The sequence below is a fragment of the Streptomyces sp. T12 genome (assembly GCF_028736035.1).
Lineage (GTDB): Bacteria > Actinomycetota > Actinomycetes > Streptomycetales > Streptomycetaceae > Streptomyces.
The window spans coordinates 1-19,514 of sequence record NZ_CP117866.1; the positions used below are offsets into that span (position 1 = coordinate 1).

Genomic DNA, 19,514 nt, shown 5'->3' on the forward strand with positions numbered 1-19,514 from the left:
GCTCCGCGGATCGAGTTGGGTCGTCGGTGCGGTGTCCCGATCGCTCCGCGATCGTGCCCCCTCCCCGACTTGCCTTGGCTTTTCAAGTCCAACATGACTGGGGTGCAGGTTAATTCGGCTAGCAGTAAGGGACCGACGGTCGTTGTTGTGCCTGACTAGATGTTTGGTGACGCCTCGTCAGTTAACGACCAGAACGTCGAGCCGTGCCAATCCTGTGTGCCGCTGCTTCCTTATCTCCAAAACTTTGGAGTATTCGAGTTCTGCCGCTCCCACGCATACCGGAGATGGGACCCGGGGCGCGCGAAACGAGGCTGCCGCCGCACTGAGCTCAGCGGCCAAACCTCAGCCGTTTGATGGCCCGATGGTGCCGGGAGCACGGACCAGATCGATGCCGTGCTCGGCAAGGGTAGCGGACACCAACTCTTCTTGCTCTGAGGGGAGTTGATCAGCGTTCAGCTTGGTGCGGACCTTGGCGAGCCAGGGACCAATCATGACACGGTCGCCGTCCACCTCGATCCACTCTCGGGCGCCGGGGGTGCGTCCCCACCGTGCCACGAAGAGCCCGAGGATCTCGGTGGTCTGCGCGAACGTGCGCCGCCGCGATGTGCTCGGCCTGCCCGTGGCGTGCTCTTGGTCCAGGAGGGCGCGGTCGGGGGTGATTCCCATGCGGGCGAGCAGGTCGCGCTGGCCGGGGTCGAGGTCGGGCCAGCTGGTGAACTGGCGGTGCAGCCATCTGCCCGCCTTCACTCCATGGATGACCGTGTCGCGGCGCAGCGTGCTGGGGTGGTTGCCGGCTTCCAGGTGGCGGCGCAGCAGATGGTACTTGCGATGCCAGTCGGGGCCGTAGGGGAGTTTCCAGTCTGGGTCGAGGGCTGTGAGCTGGTTGTCGCGGTCGGGGGTGAGGCGGTCCTTTCGGGCCAGGGCGCGCTGGTCGGCAAGGAACTGGCCGCCGGGTAGTTGGGTGGGGATGGCAAGGTGGCCGTGTTCGGCGTGGAAGGCCTCGACGGTGGCCAGGTGGCCCTGCCAGGTGGCCTCGTGGTCGTCCCAGATCATGCCGAGATCCTCGAGCTCGGCGATCCATGCCGGATCGAGGGCGCCTGCCTGGTAGGCGGTGCGCTGGCCGGTGATGAATTGCCCCAGCCGGTAGCCGTAAGCGTCCTCGTAGTCGGCGCTCACGCGCAGGTGGCTGTGTTCGCTTTGGTAGCGGATGGCGGCGGCTAGGCCGGCGCGGCGGGGGGCGGACAGGACGGCGCCGTGGGAGGGCCAGACGAGCAGGTCCAGGGCGCGGGCGATCGCGGTGGGGTCGAGGGTGTGGTCGAAGCGGAAGCGGCGGGTGATGTAGGTGTGGGAGTCGCGGGCGGGATGCTGGTTCTTGGCCCGGGGGGCGCGGGCAGCGATGGTCTGGTCGTGGTGGCGCAGGGCAGAGGTAACCAGCCAGAGGGCTTCGTAGGGGGTGCCGAGGAGGTCGGTGGGGTCGGCACCGGGCGGGATGTAGGCGGGGACAACGAGGCTGGCCGTCTTCGTCGTGACGGTGGGTGGTTTGCGTAGGGCGCGGCCCAGGGCCTGGATGATGCGGCGGACGCTGGCGGTGCGGTCGGCGAAGACGACGGCGTCGACGGCTGGCAGGTCGACCCCTTCGCCAAGGACCTTGGCGTTGGCCAGCACGGCCCGGTCGGCGTCGGTGAAGCGGGCAATGATGTCGGCGCGTCGGCGGGGGCTGTGGGTGCCGTCGATGGACTGCACGACGACGTCGTCCGCCCAGTCGGGGCGCAGTTCGTCGGGGAGGGTGCGCAGGGTGTGGGCGAACTGGCGAGCAAAGTCGGCGGCGTCGGCGATCTGCTGGAAGTAGACGAACACGTGCCGCAGGTCCTGCTCGCGCATGGCTTTGAGGATGGCCAAGTGCAGGGCGGTGGTGCGGCGCGCGGTGGGCCCGGCTTCCGGATCGGTGAGCGCAGTGTGCAGTTCAGTGTCGGTGATGGTAGGGACGACGAGCTGGTAGTCGGCCAGGACGCCGTCATCGATGGCGTCGGCGTGGGAGTAGGTGTGCAGGCGGGGGCCGAAGATCTGCGGCTGGTCCATGGTGGCCAGCAGGGCCGGGTCGTCCCAGGCCGGTGCTGTGGCGGCGGTGCGCTTGGGCTGCGCCCTGGTAGTGGGCGGCTCGGTCAGGCGTGGGGCTTCCCACACATACGGGGTGGCGGTGAGGTAGAGGCGGCGCTCGGCAGGGATGCGTTCGTTGTCGTGCAGCGCGGTCCAGTTCTTCTCCCAGGTGCCAGCCGTGGCGTGTGCTTCGTCCACGATCAGCAGGCCGAAGACGGGGGCGGGGAAGATCGCGGAGTGTTGGGCTTCTTCGATCTTGGACAGCGAGTCGTAGGTGAAGAAGACCGTTGCTTTGGGGTGGCGGGCGAGCCAGTATGCCAGGTACTCCCCCGCGTTGGCCGAGTCGACCTTGGCCTTGGCGAGGAGCGGGTGTGATTCGGCGCGCAGCGAGGAGACCGTGGTCATCGGCTCTTGGCGGCCGTCCGTGCGAGCCGCTGCCGCCCACTGCGCGACCAGGTCCAGGCTGGGCACTGCCACTGCCAGGTGTCGCACGCCAAGTTCTTCGGCGACGCGCAGTGCGAAGAGGGTCTTGCCGGTGCCGCAGGCCGAGACGGCGTGTCCGCGGGTGCGCGGGCGGCGCAGGTGGCGGATTGTGTTGGCGAGGCCCTCTTGTTGGTCGGTGCGCAGGACCAGACGCCCGGTGTGTTCTGTTGCGGTGGGACTGGCGGTCATCGCGCGGTTCCTCGGCATATGTGAGGGGCTGACTCGCGTTTATTCTCGCGTACGGAGGGGGTGTGGCGCAGTGTCTCTTGGTTGGCGGGGGGGCGCTGCGGGCCACGCGTTCCCCGTGATCTGCGTCGTTGGTTGTGGGTCATGGGCGATGGTGGCGGCTACGTTGCGCTGAGGAGAGCGCGAGTTGATCGCCGTGGGGCCTAGAGACGGCCGGTCTTCCTCTTCTTGATTGCGGGCGTTCCGATTGGTTGTGTTTTGTGGAGGTTGAGCTCTCTCCCCTTGATTTCATGCGGCCCGGCGTAGGGCTGTCTTGCGAGCCGTGGGCAGCCGCAGAAGGTCTGGCAGGGGCGTGCCGTGTTCGGCCCACCGGCGCAGCCGGTCCCGGTCGACCCAGTGCACCTGGCGGCAGGGCCTTCTGCCGGGCAGGAGGCAGACGTGGCTCGTGCCGGGAACGCGAAGAGGCCCGGATCGTGTAGATCCGGGCCTCTTCGGCAGTAGCGGGGACAGGATTTGAACCTGCGACCTCTGGGTTATGAGCCCAGCGAGCTACCGAGCTGCTCCACCCCGCGTCGGTATCCCCCACCGTACGCCATCCCAGCAGGCGCCGAAGACCGCCTTCCGGCGCAGGGCTCTGTGCGGCGAAGCCGACGTTGGTGACGTGCTCGTACTGGCCCCGCTGCGAGCCGAGGTCGACGATCGTGTCCTGCCACGCAGCGTCGAGGCTCTGGTGGTCGCCGGCCGCCCAGGAGCCGACGATGCGGTCCCAGCGGCGCACGTTCATCGTCCGGTACTCCACCACGCGCTGCAGCGGCTGCGGCACCTGGGACTGGTTGAGCGGGTGGATCTCCACTCGCGTCCCGCGTCCGTCGCGGTTGAGGCGCCTGAGGAGGTGGCGGGCGACGTTGTGACGGCGCACTGTCCGGTACGCCTGGTCGGTGCGTTCCAGGTTGGTCTTGGAGGGGCGGCGTTTGCCCTCCTGCCAGGCCTTCAGAACCCATCTTTGAACCTGCTGAAGGCAGAGCTCTGGCCATTGGTTGCTACGGATCTGGCGGTGGCGGGATTCTGCGGGGAGAGGCCTGGGCTTGGTGTCGGCGAAGGGAGCGCTGGCGTCCCGTGCTGCGAGGTGGGGTGGGTGTCATGCCCGCGAGCACAAAGGTCGGCAGCGTTTCCCGAGCGCGGTACGAGGAGATCATCGCGGAGGACCGCAAGCTCATCGAGGTCGATACGAAGATCCAGTTCAAGATCGGTGACCATGCTTTGGAGATAGAGCCGATGCGCCCGCACGGCGGCTCGCTCCCGGCGGCCGGGGAGGAACTGCTCGGGGTCCGCGAAACTCTGGAGATGTACGCCGAGGACATCGGCGTCCTCTACAACCAGGTGCGGATCACGCGGCAGACCTGCAGCAAGTGGCCCGCGAAGCACCGGGCCGCGGGTGTCTCGTTTGAGATCCACCGGATCCTGGAGAAGCTCGACGACCGCTTCGAGCGGATCACCAAGCCGCCGCAGCCCGTGATGGGGTTCCGCGCTGGACTCAGGATGCGGCGAAGCGGCAGGTCGGGTGGCAGGTGACCAGCCCGCAGAGCGCACAGGAGAAGGTCGAGGCGATCCACGATCTGGCCTCGGACGATCAGGTCGCCGCGCGGGTGGCCACCGGCTTCCTCCGCCGCCCCAACGTGGCCTTCAGGGCCGCGAGCGACGACACCGCCCGGCACCTGTTCAACAAGGCGCAGGCCGACCGGTGGCACGAGATCGACGAGAACACGCCGCCGCCCGGCCAGCCGGAGTGCCCCATCGCCCCGGTCGTGCGGCAGCTCGACCGCACCATCGACTTCCTGGACCTGATCGGGGCCTGCCACAAGTTCGTGGCCGCGACCGGCCGGCTGATGCCGCAGCTGCGCGGCCGGCGCCTGACCGACGACGAGCGGGAGCTGATCCACAAACAGGTCGACCGGGTCCACGCGACCTGCGAATGGATCGTGACGGCCGTCGACAGCGGCCACCTGGACATGGACGAGGAGCTGGAGAAGCTGCTGCGGGGCGAGTAGCCGTGCCACGCTCCCGCAAGAAGGGCGATGCCGCCCGCGGCTGGGCCAAGACGATCCGGCGGGTGCTGTTGCAGGCAAGGCCCGCCGGCCTGCACATGCCGCAGCTGATAGAGGCGACCGAACTCACCCGCAGCCAGGTCCGGTCCGGGCTGGCGATGCTGCGCGACATCATCGCGGACAACGGCTGGCCGCCGCTGGTCTACACCCGCGCCGACGGCTACCAGTTCACCATCGACGGCGATGTCCTGCAGGCCTACGAGGTCGGGGTGGTCCGCGAGGAGCTGACCGAGATCCGCAGGCTGATCACCGGCACCGTCACCCCGCACGCCGCCGCAGCCCCCGAGGACAAGTGGGTCCGCCACATCGTCGCCCGGCTCAACTCCGTCGAGTCCACCCTCGACCTCGTCGCATGAGGTCGAAGGGGGGATGGCCGGCATGCGGCAGCGCCGCTACCCCCTGGGACACCACCGATCTCGAATGGGTGCTGATCGAACCGCTGCTGTTGGTGCCGGCCTGCCGCACTCCCCGCGGCGGCCGCCCCGAGGCTCATCCCCGTCGCGAGATCGTCGATGCCCTGCGCCACGTCGTTGACACCGGCTGCAAATGGGCCGCTCTTCCGCAGGACTACGCGCCGTTCAAGACGGTGTTCGGCTTCTTCACCCGCTGGTCCGAGGCCGGGGTCTTCAACCTCATCCGCGACCAGCTGCGGCGCCGGGTCCGTACGTTCATGGGCATGTCCCCGCACGCCGTCGCCGTGGTGATCGACTCGCAGTCCGTCAAGGCCGCCGCCACCGTCCCCCGCGCCACCTCCGGCTATGACGCGGGCAAGAAGATCACTGGCGGGAAGAGACACATTGTCGTGGACCTGAAAGGCCTTCCGCTGTTCGTGATGGTCGCCCCTGCCGGCATGCACGACAGCGTTGCCGCACGCGAAGTCCTCTTCCCTCTCCGGCTGATGCACCCCGAAGTCACCGTCGTCTGGGCCGACCTCGCCTACGCGGGCACGCTCGTCGACCGGGCGAAATCCTTCCTGCACCTGACGATCAAGTCCGTGAGCAGGCCGAAAGGAGCGAAGGGGTTCGTGATCTTGCCGCGTGGGCGGGTGGTGGAGAGGTCGCCGGCGTGGTGGTTGCACGCACGCCGGAATGTCAGGGACTACGGGAGGCTGCCCGAGCACTCCGAAGCGATGCTCGCGCTCGCTGCGATCACTCTCATGACCCGTCGGCTGACCCGCGGCAGCGTTCACCCGGCCTCGGCCGTTCCCCGGCCCGTGCCGGCCGTCGCAGCAGCCTGAGCTGCCGGGTCTGTACGGTCAACGGTGGATCTTCGAAACGGAGTAACACCTGATGACGGACGTGACCGTGTCGGCTGAGGCCGCGACCGCCTCCGGGTGCGAAAGGAACCCTGTCTCCCTCAACCGCGCCACGACACGGACCGGGCGTCCTGGCGCTGGCCGTTCGCCCCCTGTTGGGTCTTGCTCCGCGCCCGCCGGCGCCGGCCTGGCGGCCGTCCAGACCGGCGGACGGGGCGACGTCACGCAGGGACGCCGAGCGGCGGGTGCTCGAGCACGCGGGGCTTGTACTCGACCAGCTGGATGCGGCCGTCGAAGGTGCGGTGCTCGATCATCTCGAGGGCAACGTCCGGATAGCCGTCGTAGATGCGTTCTTCGCCCGTGGCCCCGGTGATCACCGGGAACATCACGACCCGGAAGCGGTCGACGAGTCCGGCCCGTAGCAGGGACCGGCACAGGCTGAGGCTGCCGATCGTGCTGAGGAGCCCCGAGCCACTCGACTTCATGGCGCGGACCGCCTCGACGGCGTCGTCGCGGACGAGCGTGGAGTTGGCCCACGTCAGTGGCTCCTCGAGTGAGGAGGAGAACACCACCTTGGACGCTTGCGTGAGCTCGTCGACGGACGCCTCTTCTTCGGGCCTGAACTCGTCTTGGCCATCCGGGACCTCGCCTGCGGCGAAGCCCGACATCAGGCGGTAGGTGTTCGCTCCCATCAGGTAGGTGGCCTCGGGCTGCTCACCGAGCCATGCGAGGTACTCCGGGCCCTCGAGGCCCCAGAAACCGGGCCATCCCTCTCCCGATGCGTGGCCATCGAGGGAGGTGATGAAGTCGACGAGAAGCTCCGACATGGCGGTGTCCTTTCCTAGGTGTCATGAGCTTGGACCCGCCGGGAGCCACAAACTCATCGGCCGCGCTGTGGAGTAACGAGAAAACCCATGACGCTGCAGCCGATCAGGTCGGCGGAGCGGCACTGCTTCGCAGGGCCCGGAGGGTTGGTTCAAAGATGGGTTCTCAGTGCGCGCCGCAGGTGTGCGCGGTCGGTGTCGAAGATCGTGGGGACGAGCTCCGGGCGGGTGAAGTCGACCACCGTGCAGGGGCGGGTGGTTTCGAATGCGGCGTAGGTGACGAGCGTGGTGTCGTCGCTGGCGTGCCGGGCGACTTCCTGGATGGCGGTGGCGGGGCTGTCGGCTCCGTAGAAGAGAGGGATGCCTGCTGGGCTCATCCGATCGGGGTGTCGGGCCTGGACAGGCGACGCGGTTCCCAGGAGGTGTGCGGACCAGTGCTGTTGGGGAGTCTCGTGGGCCCGTGCGCGCCACAGGCGGTGCCCGGCCGGGATCTCGTGTACGAGGCCTGCCTGGGGGATGAGGCCACCGGGGGTGTCGAGGATGGCTGCGGCGGGGATCTCGCCGCCATCGAGATAGGCCTCGTCCTTGTCGGATGGTGCCAGCCAGAACACATGCCTGGTTCGGTACATCACTTCGCGGCTGAAGCGCATCCACCCGTCGAGCAGCGCTTCGTCCTGGCGGGTTCGATGAAATGGCGCTCCACCCCCACGTCATCGTGTCGGGCCGCCTCGCGGACGGCGTACTCGTTGACGAGGTCGCCGCCGTCCCAGTGCTGGACGGGTCGCCGCCGCTTTTCGCGCACCTTTGGTGCCTTTGGTGCCTTTTTTGGAATGCTCGCGCACAGGCTGGTGCGCCGGAACATGCGCGGTGCCGGGAGAGACGCTGGTGACTGTGTCGGTGTGGTGGGGTTCCTGGGCGGCTGTCAGCCTGCCGTCTGGCCCTTCCGTTGCCAAGGCAGTCATCTGTGCGCTGGGGGTGGCGGGTTGGCTCCTGGCGCTGGAGCGGAAGGCGTGGGAGAGGACTGGGAGATCCTCTCAGCACTGGCGGTGCAGGCCGACGTGGCACGGTCGAAGGACAAGCTCACCGAACTGGCCGAGCGCCTTGAGGGCCGGCACGCCGTGAACATCCAGGTGATCGCGGCCGACCTGGCCGTCCCCGGAGCCGGCGGACATCTGGCCGCAGACATCACGCACCGGGGACTGGCCATCGATGTCCTCATCAACAACGCGGGCTCCGCCATGCACGGACGCTTCGTCGACGCGGACCAGTCCCGCGCCGCCGAGCAGATCGCGCTCAACGCGGGCGCGGTAGGTGACCTGACCGGGCGCTTCCTGCCCGCGATGGTCAAGCGCGGACGCGGCGCAGTGATCAATGTCGCCTCCACCGCAGGGTTCCAGCCGGATCCGTACATGGCGGTCCAGGGAGCCACCAAGGCGTTCGTCCTCTCCTATTCAGAGGCGCTGTGGGCAAAAAACACGGGCGACAGGTGTGGACGTCCTGGCCCTGTGCCCCGGTGCGACCGAGACACCGTTCCTCGATGTCGTGGGTACCGACTCGGCGTCAGCCGGCAAGCGCCAGACACCACAGCAAGTCGTCAGCACGGCACTGCGCGCATTGCGCCGGCGTCGGCGTCGGCCCTCGGTCGTCAGCGGCCGCGCGAACGCACTCTTGGCCAGACTTCCCGGACTGCTTCCCCAGTCGGTGACAGTCCGCATCAGTGAGCGCGCTTTGCGCCCTGGTCCCGCACATTGACCTGAACGGGTCGGAGCCAACTCGCAGCGCCCGGTCCGCGGCACACCCTCAATCGGGCGCCCTATTCCTGGCGTTGCAGGCCGGGGAAGCGACGGATGAGTTCTTGTGCTTCTGCTGCGGCCGGCCCCTGCGACGCCGCGGCACGATGCACCAGCGGGGCGATTTCCCGCCTGCGGTTCTTCTTTCTGAGCGCGGTATCCCATGCGGCGACGGCGCCGGAGGGCAGTTGGCGGACGGCCTGACCGGCGAGTCCGGGAGCGTGTCTGCCGCAGGCTTGGAGCCACCTGGAGAGGCCTTCGAACGGGTCGGTGCAGCTCGAGGCAAGTCCCGCAGTGAATCCGGGGAGGTTGGCCTCGGCGAGTTCGGCCGCAACCTGGGCGTCGTGGGCGGCGATGCGTTCCAGGATGGTGGCCGCAGTCCCCCAGTGCTGGTCCTGCAGGGCGAGGTTGAGGGGCAGACCGCGGCGCAGCAGCCGGATGGTCATCGCAGGATGCACGTAGGCGAGGAGAGGATCGATGCCGGCGAATCGCGACTCGTAGCGTTCGAGGAGTGCTCGCGCTTCGGCCGGCCGGTGTTCGTTGAGGACCTCTACCGCGTACAGGTGGTTCTGGGCCGGCGTCGGCAGGCTGTGCTCGAGTTCCGCTGCGAGCACGTCGGTGTCCATACGACGGACGATGCGCTCGGCGCTCGGCGCTCGGCGGATCGGCTTCCTTGACGAACTCGACGAAGGAGGGGAAGTTCTGCCAGGTCCGGTCGGCGCGGGGGCGCGACAGCGTGTCGGCGAACCGTTCGGGGTCGAGCGTGCGCACGAAGGTCCTGGCCAGTCGGCGGGCCACCGGGTCCGGCGTGTGGCGGCCGCGCAGGAACGGTGGGGCGAATCCGAGGAGGAATGCCCAGGTCTGGAAGATCTTCTGGGACTCGACGGGGAGGTTGCGCGATACCTGTGCGGCGAGGTGGGGGATCAACTGCTCGAACACGGCACGTCCGAGGTCGCGTGCTGTGCAGGCCAAGGTGTTGAGGAGTTCATCGATGGCCTCGATGCCTGCGGGAGGTTCGGCGGCCAGTGCGTGGAAGGCGCTGGGATCGTAGGCGTTGCCGACGTGTTCGATGAGCGGCTTTCCGCCGGCCTGCGTGATCCTTTCCACGGCATGGGTGGTGGAGTAGATGTGCGGCCATCCCCCTTCGGGGATCAGCCGGGCGAGTGCGTGTGCGTCCGCGTCGGTCAGCAGTTGCTCGGTGAAGGCCCGCTCGTCGCTGGACAGCGTGTTGATCAGGTCGCCGATGGCCCACCCCGTTTTCCGGGGTGACGTGGTGCACCCCTTCGCGGAGCCTGCTGTGATGCTCGCGGATCAGGTCGAGGCAGTCGTCCTGGTCCGGGACCAGGAGGTGCTCAAGGAGCTGGGCGGCCATCGCTGTCTCGGCTCCGGCCGGCGTGGCACGTGCTCGTTCGGCCAGAGCACGGATGCGTGCACGGGTCAGCACGCCGTGCCGGCGAAGGACCCATCGCGTTTCATGCCAGAGATTGCGTCCGACCAGCCATGCGGCGCCGCGCAGTGGTGTGTGGGGTGAGTCCAGGGCGAGGCGGAAGAGTGCCGCTGCGCTCTCACGGTCTGCCTCGATCTGGTGGTCAGCCAGGACCGCTCGGGCTTGCGGTCTCCAGCGGGGAGCGGGGGCGGACGAGGGCGGCGGGTGCTCGGTGGCGGACACGATCGGCGCTACCGTGACGCGCTGCACGGGCGTGTGGCGGAACTCCGGCGGGTGGAGCATCCACTTGATCAGGGCCCAGGCGGACCTGAGGTGTGCGCAGCGCAGGACTGGGTCGTTCTGGGTGGTCAGCCGCTTGTCCTGCAGGGTACGCAGGCCTCGGTCGATCCAGTGGCGGTCGCGGCCGAATGCGTGCGCACAGGGCTCGAGGTCGTCGGCTGTCACACCGGCGTCGACGCCGGCGACCTGGGCGATGGCGAGTGCCAGAAGGAGCAGGTCGGCCCGGTCGTGGTGGCGCAGGTCGAGTGCGTCGCGCTCGGTGCGGCGCCAGCCGCCGGTGAGTGTGTAGAAGAAGAGCCAGGCCGAGCCTTGTGTGGAGGCTTCGTCGATGCGGCTCGTGAAGCGGTTCGTCACCGAGTTGGTCTCCGACGGAGTCGTCCAGAGCCCGGACCTTGGGCAGGATGTGGTCCGTTCCCTCGCGCATGGCGCGGGTGAGGGTGCCGATCGCTGCGGCGTCGCTGATGCGGCAGGTGGTGATCCCGCCGGCGACGTGGTCCACGCCGACGACGAGGACCAGTTGGTCTTCGGTGGCGGTCTCGGCGAGTTCACGGATCAGGTCTGCGGGCAGGTCCTGGGCGTCGTCAATGAGCAGTGCTTTGCGGTGCGGGTAGCCGGCGAGGTCGGCTGTCCACTGCCGCGGGTCACCCCTGCGGGCGTCGTCGCGCAGCCGGAGCACTTCGTAGCCGTCCTTGAGCAGGTCGCTCAGGGCCTGGTAGGCGGTGATGGACTTGCCGCAGCCGCTGTCCCCGTTGAGGACGACCGCGTGATCGCGGCGGAGCGCGTCAGTGAGGAGGGCGACTTCCGTCAGCCGGGGGCAGGCGTCGACGTCGGAGGGACCGAGACGTTCTCCGGCCAGGGCGTGGCCGATGTCGTTTTTCCCGGTGAAGGGGAGCACGTGCCACGCCGATGCGGCTTCCCGGCGCCGGACGTCGTCGGCGAGGGCGGGCAGGGCGGTGTCGGCCGTGGAGGGGATGTCGTCGTCGCCGGATACTCGGGGCCGATGCGGCAGACACGCCACCCCTGGTCGAGCGGTGCGATGAGTTGGTCGACGACGACACGGTCTCGCTCCGAGTAGCCGACGATGAGGAGGGTTCCGGGGTGATCCGCAACCAGGTGACGGACCCGGTCCGTGAGGTCAGGGATGAGAGTGCCGGGCAGGTGCGGAAGCATCCAGGGCTGTTCCGGATGAGCGGCATCACCGTGCGGCTTGAACAGGATCCCGACGGGGATATCGGTCCCGTACCGACGGCGGTAGGCGGACTCGAGGGCGGTGTCCCAGTTGAGTGAGACGACACATTCGATGACACCGGCGTGGATCAGTGCGGCAAGGGCCTCATGGGCGGCGGACGGCTGCGCGCTGCGGTGGCGGTCGAGGTTGGCCATCTCCTCCTGAAAGCGTTGCCTGGCCGGTGTGGAGCTCTCGACGGCGCGCCATGCGGGATCCCCGTGGGCGGCATCGTCCCCGACCAGCAGCTTTGTTGGTGCATCGCGCGTGCCGAGTTCGGCGGCGAGGGCGCCGCGAGCGGCAGGATCGGCGTCGAGAGCGTCCCACAGCAGTGCGGTCAGACCGGGGCTGGTCGGGTATCGGGCCGAGATGGACAGCCGGCGCCGACGACTGCGACGACACCGAGCCCGAACCGGCTGAGCAACTGTGCAATGCGGTCTGCGTTCTCCGTGTTCATCGGCCCGCCACGGATGCCGACGTGCAGCGCACTGGCTTGCTGCGGAATGGGAAAGCCCGCATGCGCTCATTATCGGCCATGGCACTGACAACACGTGCCGCTGCCACCCCCGGGAGCACACCGGTACCGGCTGCCGTAGTGCAGTCGAACCCCGCGTGTCACGCACATGCGTGGGAGCTGGTGAACGGCGCCGCCTGTCTGCCGTCCGTACTGCACCACGCCGGCCTGCCGGGGTGCATGCTGCCGGGATCGGGCCGGTGGACCGACTCCCTTTCGGCAGCAGGCCGCAGGCATTGGTCGGTCGCATGCCCCTCGCGGTGGTTGTGCGGGCCCGGCGTGCACGCCGGGCCCGCACAGTCCGGCGTCAGCTCGAGCGCGGGACTGCGATCTTGGCGGCGAGAGTGAACCCGGAACCAGCGATCGTCACGGCGGTTCCGAGGGCCTCGAGCTCGCCCGGCATCACCAGCAGGACGGCGATGGCGCCGAGCAGGGCGACTATGGCGATCAGCACCGCCGACACCGCATTGGAAACGGGCAACTGCGCGACAGCAGCGGGGGGTTGTTCAAGGCCCGAGGGCTCTAAGGGGGTTCGAGTCTGGGACACGCGGTTCCTCATGAAGGTTTTCCTCTCGGGTCAGCCCAGGTGAGACGGGTGGGGCGCCGAAGTATGCGGTAGCAGCCGCATATTCGTGTTCCGAGAGATGCCCTGTCGCCTTTGTGTCAGAACGTGGCTCCGGGGCAAGGCGCCTTTATGCAGGAGGTCGCTCTCACGCATCCTGCGGGGCGAACCTACGCATGCGGCCTCGCCGGATCTTGATCCGGCGAGGCCGCATGCGTCTTGGGTCCTGCTGCTACAGGGCCCCTGCGGGCCTGCTGCTACACGCCCGCTGGTTGTTTGGCCGTTGTCTCACCTGGGCTGACAGGAAAACGAGGACCAAGTTTCGCCAACTCAACCAAGTTGGCGACCAACTCTATACTGTTTATCCCCGCTTTGAAGCGACTCGTAACCTCTGGCCGAGCAACTCCCCGTGAAGGGGTCCGAAGCGCGCGGCCATCGGAGGCTGCGACCGGGCGGGCACCGGGGCCGCGGAGGAGCCGCGGGGCGCAGACAGCATCCCGACCATGTCCCGCCTGCGCCGCAGCCCTGTGCACGTGGTCCGCTCTCCCCCAGCACGCCGAGTACGCCCACCGGCGCGCCTGCCCCCCCCTGACACTGGCTCTGCTCTTTCGGGTGGTACGGCCGCCCGACCAGCCGAGGACGGGACACGTCAGGAACGCAGAACTCTGGGTCGCCTTCGCTACCGGCTTCATCGCTCTGATCGCACTGCCCACCAGCTCCGCCGGCGCCGCCAAAGCCCGCATCAAGACCATCGAGGACACCTACATCGCACGCTGCCGGCAGATCCTCGACCACCTCCCCCGCCGAGGCCCTCGTCGCCGCGGCCGGCACAGCGTGCACCGGGGAAGAACTCAAGGCCGCACGCCTGTACTTGCGGCTGTGCGAGGACGAGCTGGAGCTGCGCCAGCTGGAGCTGCGCCAGCTGGGCTGGGCCGGGGCCGCACGACCTGGCAGCAATGGCGCCCCGGCATCCAAGCCCAGCTCAACCAGTGGCCCGTGGCAGCCGAATGGGCCCTCATCCGCGACGGCCGGCACGCACCCCACCAGTTCACCCTGCTGCCCCAGCTGGACGGTGTTGCCGACCACGACCCCTGCCGGCCCCGCCCCTGCGCCGGCCGCGTCACCCGCCGATGGCGCGGACTGTGAGAGCACACCGACGCCGTGGCTGAGGCCACAGACACACACAGGGAGAAGCTGGTGCAGCCTCTTCGGCGCCATCGGGGACGGCAGCCGCGGCCCGTGCCACTACGGTGTCGGTCATGAAGTCGCGCATCGTGCAGATCGTGCGGTGGAGCACCCCGCAGCCGCAGCTCGCCGACACCGTGTGCAGCGCACACGGTGCCAAGACCTGCACCCGGGACCTCGTCGCTGATGTCTTCCTCTGCGATGCAGGCAGCCCGCGCATCCACTGGACCGTCTGTCAGCAGTGGCTCGACCACGAACCCGACGTGGCCCCATACGAGGCTGCACGGCGCGACCCCGGCCGGGAGGATCCCCGGTAGGCCCGGCGCGGCTCAGCGGGTGGCTTGCCTCGCCTGCCGGTCGGACATCGAGTGCGGCCGCGCACGCTCCCGGAGTGACTCCCCCAGCCTGCAGGCCGAGATGGCAGCCAACCAGCCCTGGCTGACCACAACTTGGGCACGTCCCGCAGGTTCGGGCCGGTTACCGTCCCCACGGGTACCAGGGCCGTATTCACCTCAAGCCGCCTACCCGGGCAATCCCTGCCCGGCGTCGCAGTCCCCGGGCGGCGGCCCTCCAGGAGGCGCTCGCCGCACGGTGGACGACCGCGACGGCGGAGGAGACAACACACTCCCCCGGTGAGCCGGGCGTACGGCTGCGCTGCCACCTGGACGACGCCTGTCCCAGCGCCCATCGGTCGTTCGGGGCCGGACAGCGCAACGGCCCCGAACGGTGAGTCCGCTCAGGGCCGTGGGCACAACAACGCGGTCGTGAAGGGCGGTCTTCTACGCGGCGAAAGGCACTGCAGGGCGTCAGCCGAACGATCGTCCCAGCGGGCACTAGATGACGAGCCCTGGTCTGGCGGACAATGCGCTCGAGGCCGTAGCCGCCGCCGCGTTCGGCGCGCTTGGCCTGGACGCGCATCCCGAAACCCTCGCCGCCCGCGTGGAACCACCATTCCCAGTCAGCCCCGTTGCGGACCTCTTCGCTCCGCCGGAACTCACGGATCACGATGCGGTACCTGTGCAGACGGCAGAGGTCTTGCAGGCTGAACTTGGTGTAAGCCTCCTCGTCCGGCACTGGCCCGCGAAAGTGGTCGTCAGCCAGCCGCTCGAACGTCCTCGAAGCGCAGGCCCGCAGCGTTCGGCACAGGGAGCCGGCCGGCGAAGGAGAGCTGCGTCGCACCTCGGCGGACCAGCGTAGCTCGATCCCGCAATGCAGGCAGGAGGTGAATCGCTCGGCGATGTCCCCGCCACAGCCGCACAGCAACTCGCAGGCCTCTTCCCCCATAGGCCAAATCACTGGCAAGGACAGGTTGGTGAACGGCCCCTCGGTACTCGTGAGCGGGCCGGCACACTCGTCGGTCTCGGCCCGCCATGCGTGTCCCGCTGTCCGTGCCCGCGGCTTGTCCTGCGCCTGGCTCGAGCCTCCCAGAAATGATCCCGCCACTGCCTGAGACTGATATCAGACTGACACCATGAACGTGGAGGACAAGATCACTCAGTTGTCGTGAGCTGATGAGCTTGCGCAGGTCCTCCGGGACCGGTCGTACGGCGTCGTTGACCAGGACCTGGCGTGGGTGGAGACGCTGCAGCAGGTGCGGGCCCGGCTGGGCGACACCCGCCCGTACACGGGCCAGCACAAGCGGCCCTGGGAGGCTGCCCTCACCGACTTCCGTCACGCTACCGACCAGTTGCGAAACGAGGTCCGTCAAGGACATGCTCCGCACCTTCCTGAGCTGCTGAGCGTGTTGTCGACTCCGCCGGCCGACAATGCGCGAGACCGCGCCGTTCGAGCCGCCCGCCTGGCCGACGAGACTCTCGAGACGACGGACACAGGACGGCTGCCGCCCCTGGCCTGGAAGAATCCGGTGGCTGCGGTGCATGAGAACGCTCCTTTCCAGAAGGTCCGTGCACAAGGCCACCTGCCGGCGACGCCTCTGCACCGATCGGACCGCGATGTAGAACGGTCATGCCGCCGGATGGCCGGCGTGCTGCGGAACCAACTGATGAACGTGCGACGGGCACAGCTACGTCTCGGCGACATCGCCGTTGTTCAGCCAACGCAGGACATCGCGGGGGCATCGGCCGGCCTGAGTCCGAAAGACCGGGCCGATCCGTGTCTGCGCCTGTTGGCCAATCCGCCTGCCGCAGCTCATCACGTGGTACGGCATGCCTTCGGTCGGGCCGGCATCAGCAGGATGGTCGAGGAGCTCAGCCCGGTCACGTTCTTCGATGACGAATGGCAGCGCAGGAATCTCACGCATCGTCGGCCCCTTCAGAAGCTCCCTGCCCGCCGAAACGACAGGCCCAGATACCTCTTCCCCAGCTGAAATGCTGCCCAAGGGCAAAGATGTGGTGATGGCCCAGGCCGATCCAGGGGTGGGAGCCCGCGCCGACGCACCATCCGATTCCCGGCTCCTGGTGCAATCGCTGATCCTGGCCGCGGCCTTCCCCGAAGACCGGCACGACCGGCAGTAGCACGAGGGCTACATCCACACTGCCGATGACCAGTACGACTGGAAGATCCTCCCTCTCGCAAAGGAGGACATCGAGAACCAGCTGCCGCACGAACCCTCGGCCATCACCGCCGCACAACTGTCCGAGACAGCCCCCCGGACAACACCCCACTCGGCGAAACCTGGCACCGCCATGCCCGAAGCAATCGACGCAATCGGATCGTGAAAGGCACCCGCGACACAACCTCAACACAGTGCTGCCGCACGACAGAATCCTGGAATAGCTCACGACCCGGCTCGACGGCACCACCCCGCCACAGACATCCGACCAAACACCACAAGACCGCATGGATCCGCGACCGTACGGCCGCCGACCTGGTGCATCTGGTGTGGCACGCGCGAGACGACGTACGGTCGCTGGGACCGAAGACGGCCGAGGCTGTCATCGCGCTCCATGACAGCCTCGTGCAGCATCAGCGGTGGGGCTTTCGCACCGACGTCACGCAGGCGATCACCGCTCTTCCCGCCCTGGCCGCCGCCCGTCCTCCGCACACACTGCAGCAACGGCGCACCCAGGACATGGCCCACAGGGTGAGCGTCCCCGACGGCAGACATGCCTGGTACACAGAGCTGGAAGAACGATGGTCGCGGGCCGTGAATCGGCTGACGTCGGTACGCAATGCTCTCGCGCACGGCGGCCCGGCAACGGCGTCAGCAGCGGCAAATACGGCGCCCATGGTGCACCGGCTGGCCGGCGAAGCACTGCACGCCAGTCTCACCGCTCTCCTGGACGGCAAGCACCCGTACGACGGGCACCTTCGCCGACGGGACCGTGCCGCTGAATGGGCACAGAGGTGGCTCTCAGAAACGCCGCCGCAGGAAGCCTGGTCGCAAAACCCCGCCGGTGGACACAAGCCCTAGCGAATGGGACCGCACGGCATTCTGGTTCCATGTCCTCACAGGCGGCCCAAGGCTCACCAGGTGTGCAGCGCCCACGGCGCGAGGCCTGCTCGCGGAACCTCGTGCCGATGTCTTCCGGGAGCCGGGCCCCCAGCAGCTGGCCCGCTCCACTTCCTCGCCGGTGGCACCGCTGTGGGCCAGGCCGATCTCCAGCGCCCGGAAATACTTCAAGCCCGGCCACGAGGCCCTCGCCGAAGTCACCAGCCTGCTCACCCCCAGGCCCCGGGCTGCCGGCGCGCGCGGCGATGACGGGCGCCACGGATTCAACCGCCCCCGCCCCCCCGGGGCCGTGCGCATGCCGACGTGCAAAGCGAGTCACAGCACTTACGGATCAAAGCGCTGGCGGGGCCGGCCGATCAACGAGCGCAGGACGGGCACCATGGAGCCGGACGCGCTGAGCCCGGCCAGGGCAGCGCCCGCCAGGGGGGCGCCGGCCAGCACGGTGAGACCGCCGACGACCAGCCCCAGTACGAGCGCGGTGAGCAGGACGACGGTGGTGTGCAGGGACAGAAACGGCGGTTCTGATTCGAAGCCGCTCGGGCCGGGCTGCGCCGGCGAAGGTGTCGACTGGGTCATGCCAGCACCATCCCCCAAGAGCCTGCCGTTGACCTGCATCAATCGAACAAGCCGGGGTCCAGCCTGATCAGGATCGCCTCACGTCGAACACACCACACCGTGTTCCGGGCTGTTCCGTCATGTTCGGTGCCGTTCCGGCCAGGTGCGCCTACTCTGCTGCTCACCACACAAGACGGGAGTGACGTGGCAGGCAACGGCGGGCACGGTGAAAGCGGTTACGCGGCAACGCTGCGCAGGCTGGGGGAGGCACTCACAGACTTGAAGCGCGAGCGTGGTGCCCCTTCCTACGACCGGATCCTGGTGCGCGGAAAGAAGGTGTGCGGCGAGCGGTCAGCGATGTCGAAGGCTTCGATGAGCGAGGTGTTCGCCGGACGACGCGGCCCCGCCTCGCTGGACCGGCTGCTGTGGCTGGTGCGCGTCCTGCTGTCATACGACGACGGCGAGGAGGTGAAGCCGCCCGAACGGCGCGATCCTCAACTGCAGGCCTGGAGGAACCGGTGGCACACCCTGGAGAGCGAGCGGGCCTCATCGCGCCGCGCATCTTCGGCACAACAAGCGGAGTCGGCGTCCGAGGCCGGCCAGGACCCGGACGCGATCCCGTCCGGCCACGAGGGCCTGGCGCCCGACGACATACCCAGCCGCTTCACAAAGCACCAGCACCGCAGCCCCCTCCAAGCCCTGGCCGCTGATCCCGCCCTCCTTCCGGCAGCCACGGCAGACGACAACACGGCCGCGGCCAGAGCGCAGGCGGCATCACCCTCCCAGATACCCCTTCCCACACAGCAGTTACCGGCACCACCCACAGCGAACACCTCACCCACAGCACCGCAGCCTGAGCCCTTCGCCCCTGCCGGCGCCCCGCTCACCGGCGACACCGGGGCCGTCTGCGCGATGGCGTTCTCCCCCGACCAAAACCTCCTCGCCATCGTGAGCGGCAACGTCATACGCCTGTGGGATCCGACCACGCGCGTCTCCCTCGGCTCTCCGCTGACCGGCAGGAGTCAAGTACCGTTCTGGACAGTGGCCTTCTCCCCCGACAGCCGCCTCCTCGCCACCGGCAGCAGGGACAAGACCGTGCGGCTGTGGGACACGGCCCGGCGCATCACCGCCGGTGACCCCCTCCGCGGCCACACCGACGGAGTCTGCTCCGTGGCCTTCTCCCCCGACCAAAACCTCCTCGCCACCGGCAGCAGGGACAAGGAAGTACGGCTGTGGGACACAGCCGGACACACGCCCGCCGGTGACCCCCTCACCGGCCACACCGCAGACGTCTACTCAGTGGCCTTCTCCCCCGACGGCCGCCTCCTCGCCACCGGCAGCGAGGACAGGACCGTGCGCCTGTGGAGCGTGGCCGGCCAAACCTGCGTCGGCGCCCCCCTCACCGGCCACACCGCAGACGTCTACTCAGTGGCCTTCTCCCCCGACGGCCGCCTCCTCGCCACCGGCAGCAGGGACAAAACCGTACGGCTGTGGGACACAGCCCGGCACATCCCCGTCGGTGCCCCCCTCACCGGCCACACCGATCAGGTGTACTCGGTGGCGTTCTCCCCCGACCAAAACCTCCTCGCCACCGG

The 19,514-nt window shown here is 68.6% G+C and carries 17 protein-coding genes, 1 tRNA gene and 3 pseudogenes; 14 read left to right on the plus strand and 7 right to left on the minus strand.

Features of this window, described 5'->3' with window-relative positions:
- Positions 1–342 precede the first annotated feature (342 nt).
- Together PBV52_RS00005 and PBV52_RS00015 are read right to left on the minus strand one after the other, a co-directional pair.
- Positions 343–2,769 (minus strand): DEAD/DEAH box helicase, encoded by a 2,427-nt coding sequence (locus PBV52_RS00005; protein WP_274236148.1) that lies wholly within the window; start codon positions 2,767–2,769, stop codon positions 343–345.
- 495 nt (positions 2,770–3,264) lie between these two features.
- A tRNA-Met gene (locus PBV52_RS00015) sits at positions 3,265–3,338 on the minus strand.
- A gap of 772 nt (positions 3,339–4,110) precedes the next feature.
- Between PBV52_RS00015 and PBV52_RS00020 the strand changes: the two are divergent.
- The 3 genes and pseudogenes from PBV52_RS00020 to PBV52_RS00030 all read left to right on the plus strand — a co-directional run.
- Positions 4,111–4,814 (plus strand): annotated as a pseudogene (locus PBV52_RS00020) (DUF6192 family protein).
- 2 nt (positions 4,815–4,816) lie between these two features.
- Positions 4,817–5,227, plus strand: coding sequence for a RacP protein (locus tag PBV52_RS00025; RefSeq protein WP_274236149.1), 411 nt, complete (start codon positions 4,817–4,819; stop codon positions 5,225–5,227).
- 22 nt (positions 5,228–5,249) lie between these two features.
- Positions 5,250–6,048: pseudogene (locus tag PBV52_RS00030) on the plus strand (IS5 family transposase); the annotation flags it as partial.
- Between the two features lie 299 nt (positions 6,049–6,347).
- Here PBV52_RS00030 and PBV52_RS00035 read toward each other — a convergent pair.
- Entirely contained in the window at positions 6,348–6,953 is a 606-nt protein-coding gene (locus PBV52_RS00035) for a dihydrofolate reductase family protein (RefSeq protein ID WP_274236150.1), read from the minus strand.
- A 149-nt stretch (positions 6,954–7,102) separates the two neighbouring features.
- Complete coding sequence (locus PBV52_RS00040; protein ID WP_274236151.1) at positions 7,103–7,579, minus strand: RES family NAD+ phosphorylase; 477 nt, start codon at positions 7,577–7,579, stop codon at positions 7,103–7,105.
- Between the two features lie 381 nt (positions 7,580–7,960).
- Here PBV52_RS00040 and PBV52_RS00045 point away from each other — a divergent pair, with 381 nt between their 5' ends.
- Positions 7,961–8,671: an SDR family oxidoreductase gene (locus tag PBV52_RS00045; RefSeq protein WP_274236152.1), complete on the plus strand. Its 711-nt coding sequence runs from the start codon at positions 7,961–7,963 to the stop codon at positions 8,669–8,671.
- A 92-nt stretch (positions 8,672–8,763) separates the two neighbouring features.
- Here the strand turns inward: PBV52_RS00045 and PBV52_RS00050 are convergent, their stop codons facing one another.
- A complete protein-coding gene (locus PBV52_RS00050) occupies positions 8,764–9,366 on the minus strand; it encodes a hypothetical protein (RefSeq protein ID WP_274236153.1) in 603 nt (200 codons plus the stop codon).
- Between the two features lie 10 nt (positions 9,367–9,376).
- Between PBV52_RS00050 and PBV52_RS00055 the strand changes: the two genes are divergently transcribed.
- From PBV52_RS00055 to PBV52_RS00065, 3 genes are all read left to right on the plus strand, one after another.
- On the plus strand, positions 9,377–10,009 hold the full coding sequence (locus tag PBV52_RS00055) for a hypothetical protein (protein WP_274236154.1): 633 nt from the start codon (positions 9,377–9,379) through the stop codon (positions 10,007–10,009).
- A gap of 785 nt (positions 10,010–10,794) precedes the next feature.
- Positions 10,795–11,541: a hypothetical protein gene (locus PBV52_RS00060; protein ID WP_274236155.1), complete on the plus strand. Its 747-nt coding sequence runs from the start codon at positions 10,795–10,797 to the stop codon at positions 11,539–11,541.
- Positions 11,508–11,753 carry a hypothetical protein gene (locus PBV52_RS00065; protein ID WP_274236156.1) on the plus strand — a complete coding sequence of 82 codons (246 nt, stop codon included), beginning with the start codon at positions 11,508–11,510 and terminating at the stop codon, positions 11,751–11,753. The genes PBV52_RS00060 and PBV52_RS00065 overlap by 34 nt, the downstream gene beginning before the upstream one ends.
- 759 nt (positions 11,754–12,512) lie before the next feature.
- Here the strand turns inward: PBV52_RS00065 and PBV52_RS00070 are convergent.
- A complete protein-coding gene (locus tag PBV52_RS00070) occupies positions 12,513–12,686 on the minus strand; it encodes a hypothetical protein (protein WP_274236157.1) in 174 nt (57 codons plus the stop codon).
- Between the two features lie 1,077 nt (positions 12,687–13,763).
- Here PBV52_RS00070 and PBV52_RS00075 point away from each other — a divergent pair.
- The 6 genes from PBV52_RS00075 (at position 13,764) to PBV52_RS00100 (ending at position 17,325) form a co-directional block, all read left to right on the plus strand.
- Positions 13,764–13,913 carry a hypothetical protein gene (locus tag PBV52_RS00075; RefSeq protein WP_274236158.1) on the plus strand — a complete coding sequence of 50 codons (150 nt, stop codon included), beginning with the start codon at positions 13,764–13,766 and terminating at the stop codon, positions 13,911–13,913.
- Between the two features lie 113 nt (positions 13,914–14,026).
- Positions 14,027–14,269 carry a hypothetical protein gene (locus PBV52_RS00080; protein ID WP_274236159.1) on the plus strand — a complete coding sequence of 81 codons (243 nt, stop codon included), beginning with the start codon at positions 14,027–14,029 and terminating at the stop codon, positions 14,267–14,269.
- A 215-nt stretch (positions 14,270–14,484) separates the two neighbouring features.
- The gene (locus PBV52_RS00085) at positions 14,485–14,682 is read left to right on the plus strand and encodes a DUF6207 family protein (protein WP_274249186.1); all 198 of its coding nucleotides are present in this window, start codon (positions 14,485–14,487) and stop codon (positions 14,680–14,682) included.
- Between the two features lie 843 nt (positions 14,683–15,525).
- Positions 15,526–16,278: a hypothetical protein gene (locus tag PBV52_RS00090; RefSeq protein ID WP_274236160.1), complete on the plus strand. Its 753-nt coding sequence runs from the start codon at positions 15,526–15,528 to the stop codon at positions 16,276–16,278.
- Between the two features lies 1 nt (position 16,279).
- Entirely contained in the window at positions 16,280–16,426 is a 147-nt protein-coding gene (locus PBV52_RS00095) for a hypothetical protein (RefSeq protein WP_274236161.1), read from the plus strand.
- 200 nt (positions 16,427–16,626) lie between these two features.
- The gene (locus PBV52_RS00100) at positions 16,627–17,325 is read left to right on the plus strand and encodes a hypothetical protein (RefSeq protein ID WP_274236162.1); all 699 of its coding nucleotides are present in this window, start codon (positions 16,627–16,629) and stop codon (positions 17,323–17,325) included.
- Between the two features lie 363 nt (positions 17,326–17,688).
- On the opposite strand, the gene PBV52_RS00105 is transcribed toward PBV52_RS00100, so the two are convergent.
- Positions 17,689–17,940 (minus strand): hypothetical protein, encoded by a 252-nt coding sequence (locus tag PBV52_RS00105; protein WP_274236163.1) that lies wholly within the window; start codon positions 17,938–17,940, stop codon positions 17,689–17,691.
- A 351-nt stretch (positions 17,941–18,291) separates the two neighbouring features.
- Between PBV52_RS00105 and PBV52_RS00110 the strand changes: the two are divergent.
- Positions 18,292–19,500, plus strand: a pseudogene (locus PBV52_RS00110) (WD40 repeat domain-containing protein); the annotation flags it as partial.
- Positions 19,501–19,514: the final 14 nt, after the last annotated feature.

Excerpts from the sequence above, each read along its gene's own strand:
- PBV52_RS00005 (WP_274236148.1), bottom strand. The coding sequence starts at position 2,769 with ATGACCGCCAGTCCCACCGCAACAGAACACACCGGGCGTCTGGTCCTG.
- PBV52_RS00035 (WP_274236150.1), bottom strand. The coding sequence starts at position 6,953 with ATGTCGGAGCTTCTCGTCGACTTCATCACCTCCCTCGATGGCCACGCA.
- PBV52_RS00040 (WP_274236151.1), bottom strand. The coding sequence starts at position 7,579 with ATGTACCGAACCAGGCATGTGTTCTGGCTGGCACCATCCGACAAGGAC.
- PBV52_RS00050 (WP_274236153.1), bottom strand. The coding sequence starts at position 9,366 with ATGGACACCGACGTGCTCGCAGCGGAACTCGAGCACAGCCTGCCGACG.
- PBV52_RS00055 (WP_274236154.1), top strand. The coding sequence starts at position 9,377 with ATGCGCTCGGCGCTCGGCGCTCGGCGGATCGGCTTCCTTGACGAACTC.
- PBV52_RS00060 (WP_274236155.1), top strand. The coding sequence starts at position 10,795 with ATGCGGCTCGTGAAGCGGTTCGTCACCGAGTTGGTCTCCGACGGAGTC.
- PBV52_RS00080 (WP_274236159.1), top strand. The coding sequence starts at position 14,027 with ATGAAGTCGCGCATCGTGCAGATCGTGCGGTGGAGCACCCCGCAGCCG.
- PBV52_RS00095 (WP_274236161.1), top strand. The coding sequence starts at position 16,280 with ATGCTGCCCAAGGGCAAAGATGTGGTGATGGCCCAGGCCGATCCAGGG.
- PBV52_RS00105 (WP_274236163.1), bottom strand. The coding sequence starts at position 17,940 with ATGACCCAGTCGACACCTTCGCCGGCGCAGCCCGGCCCGAGCGGCTTC.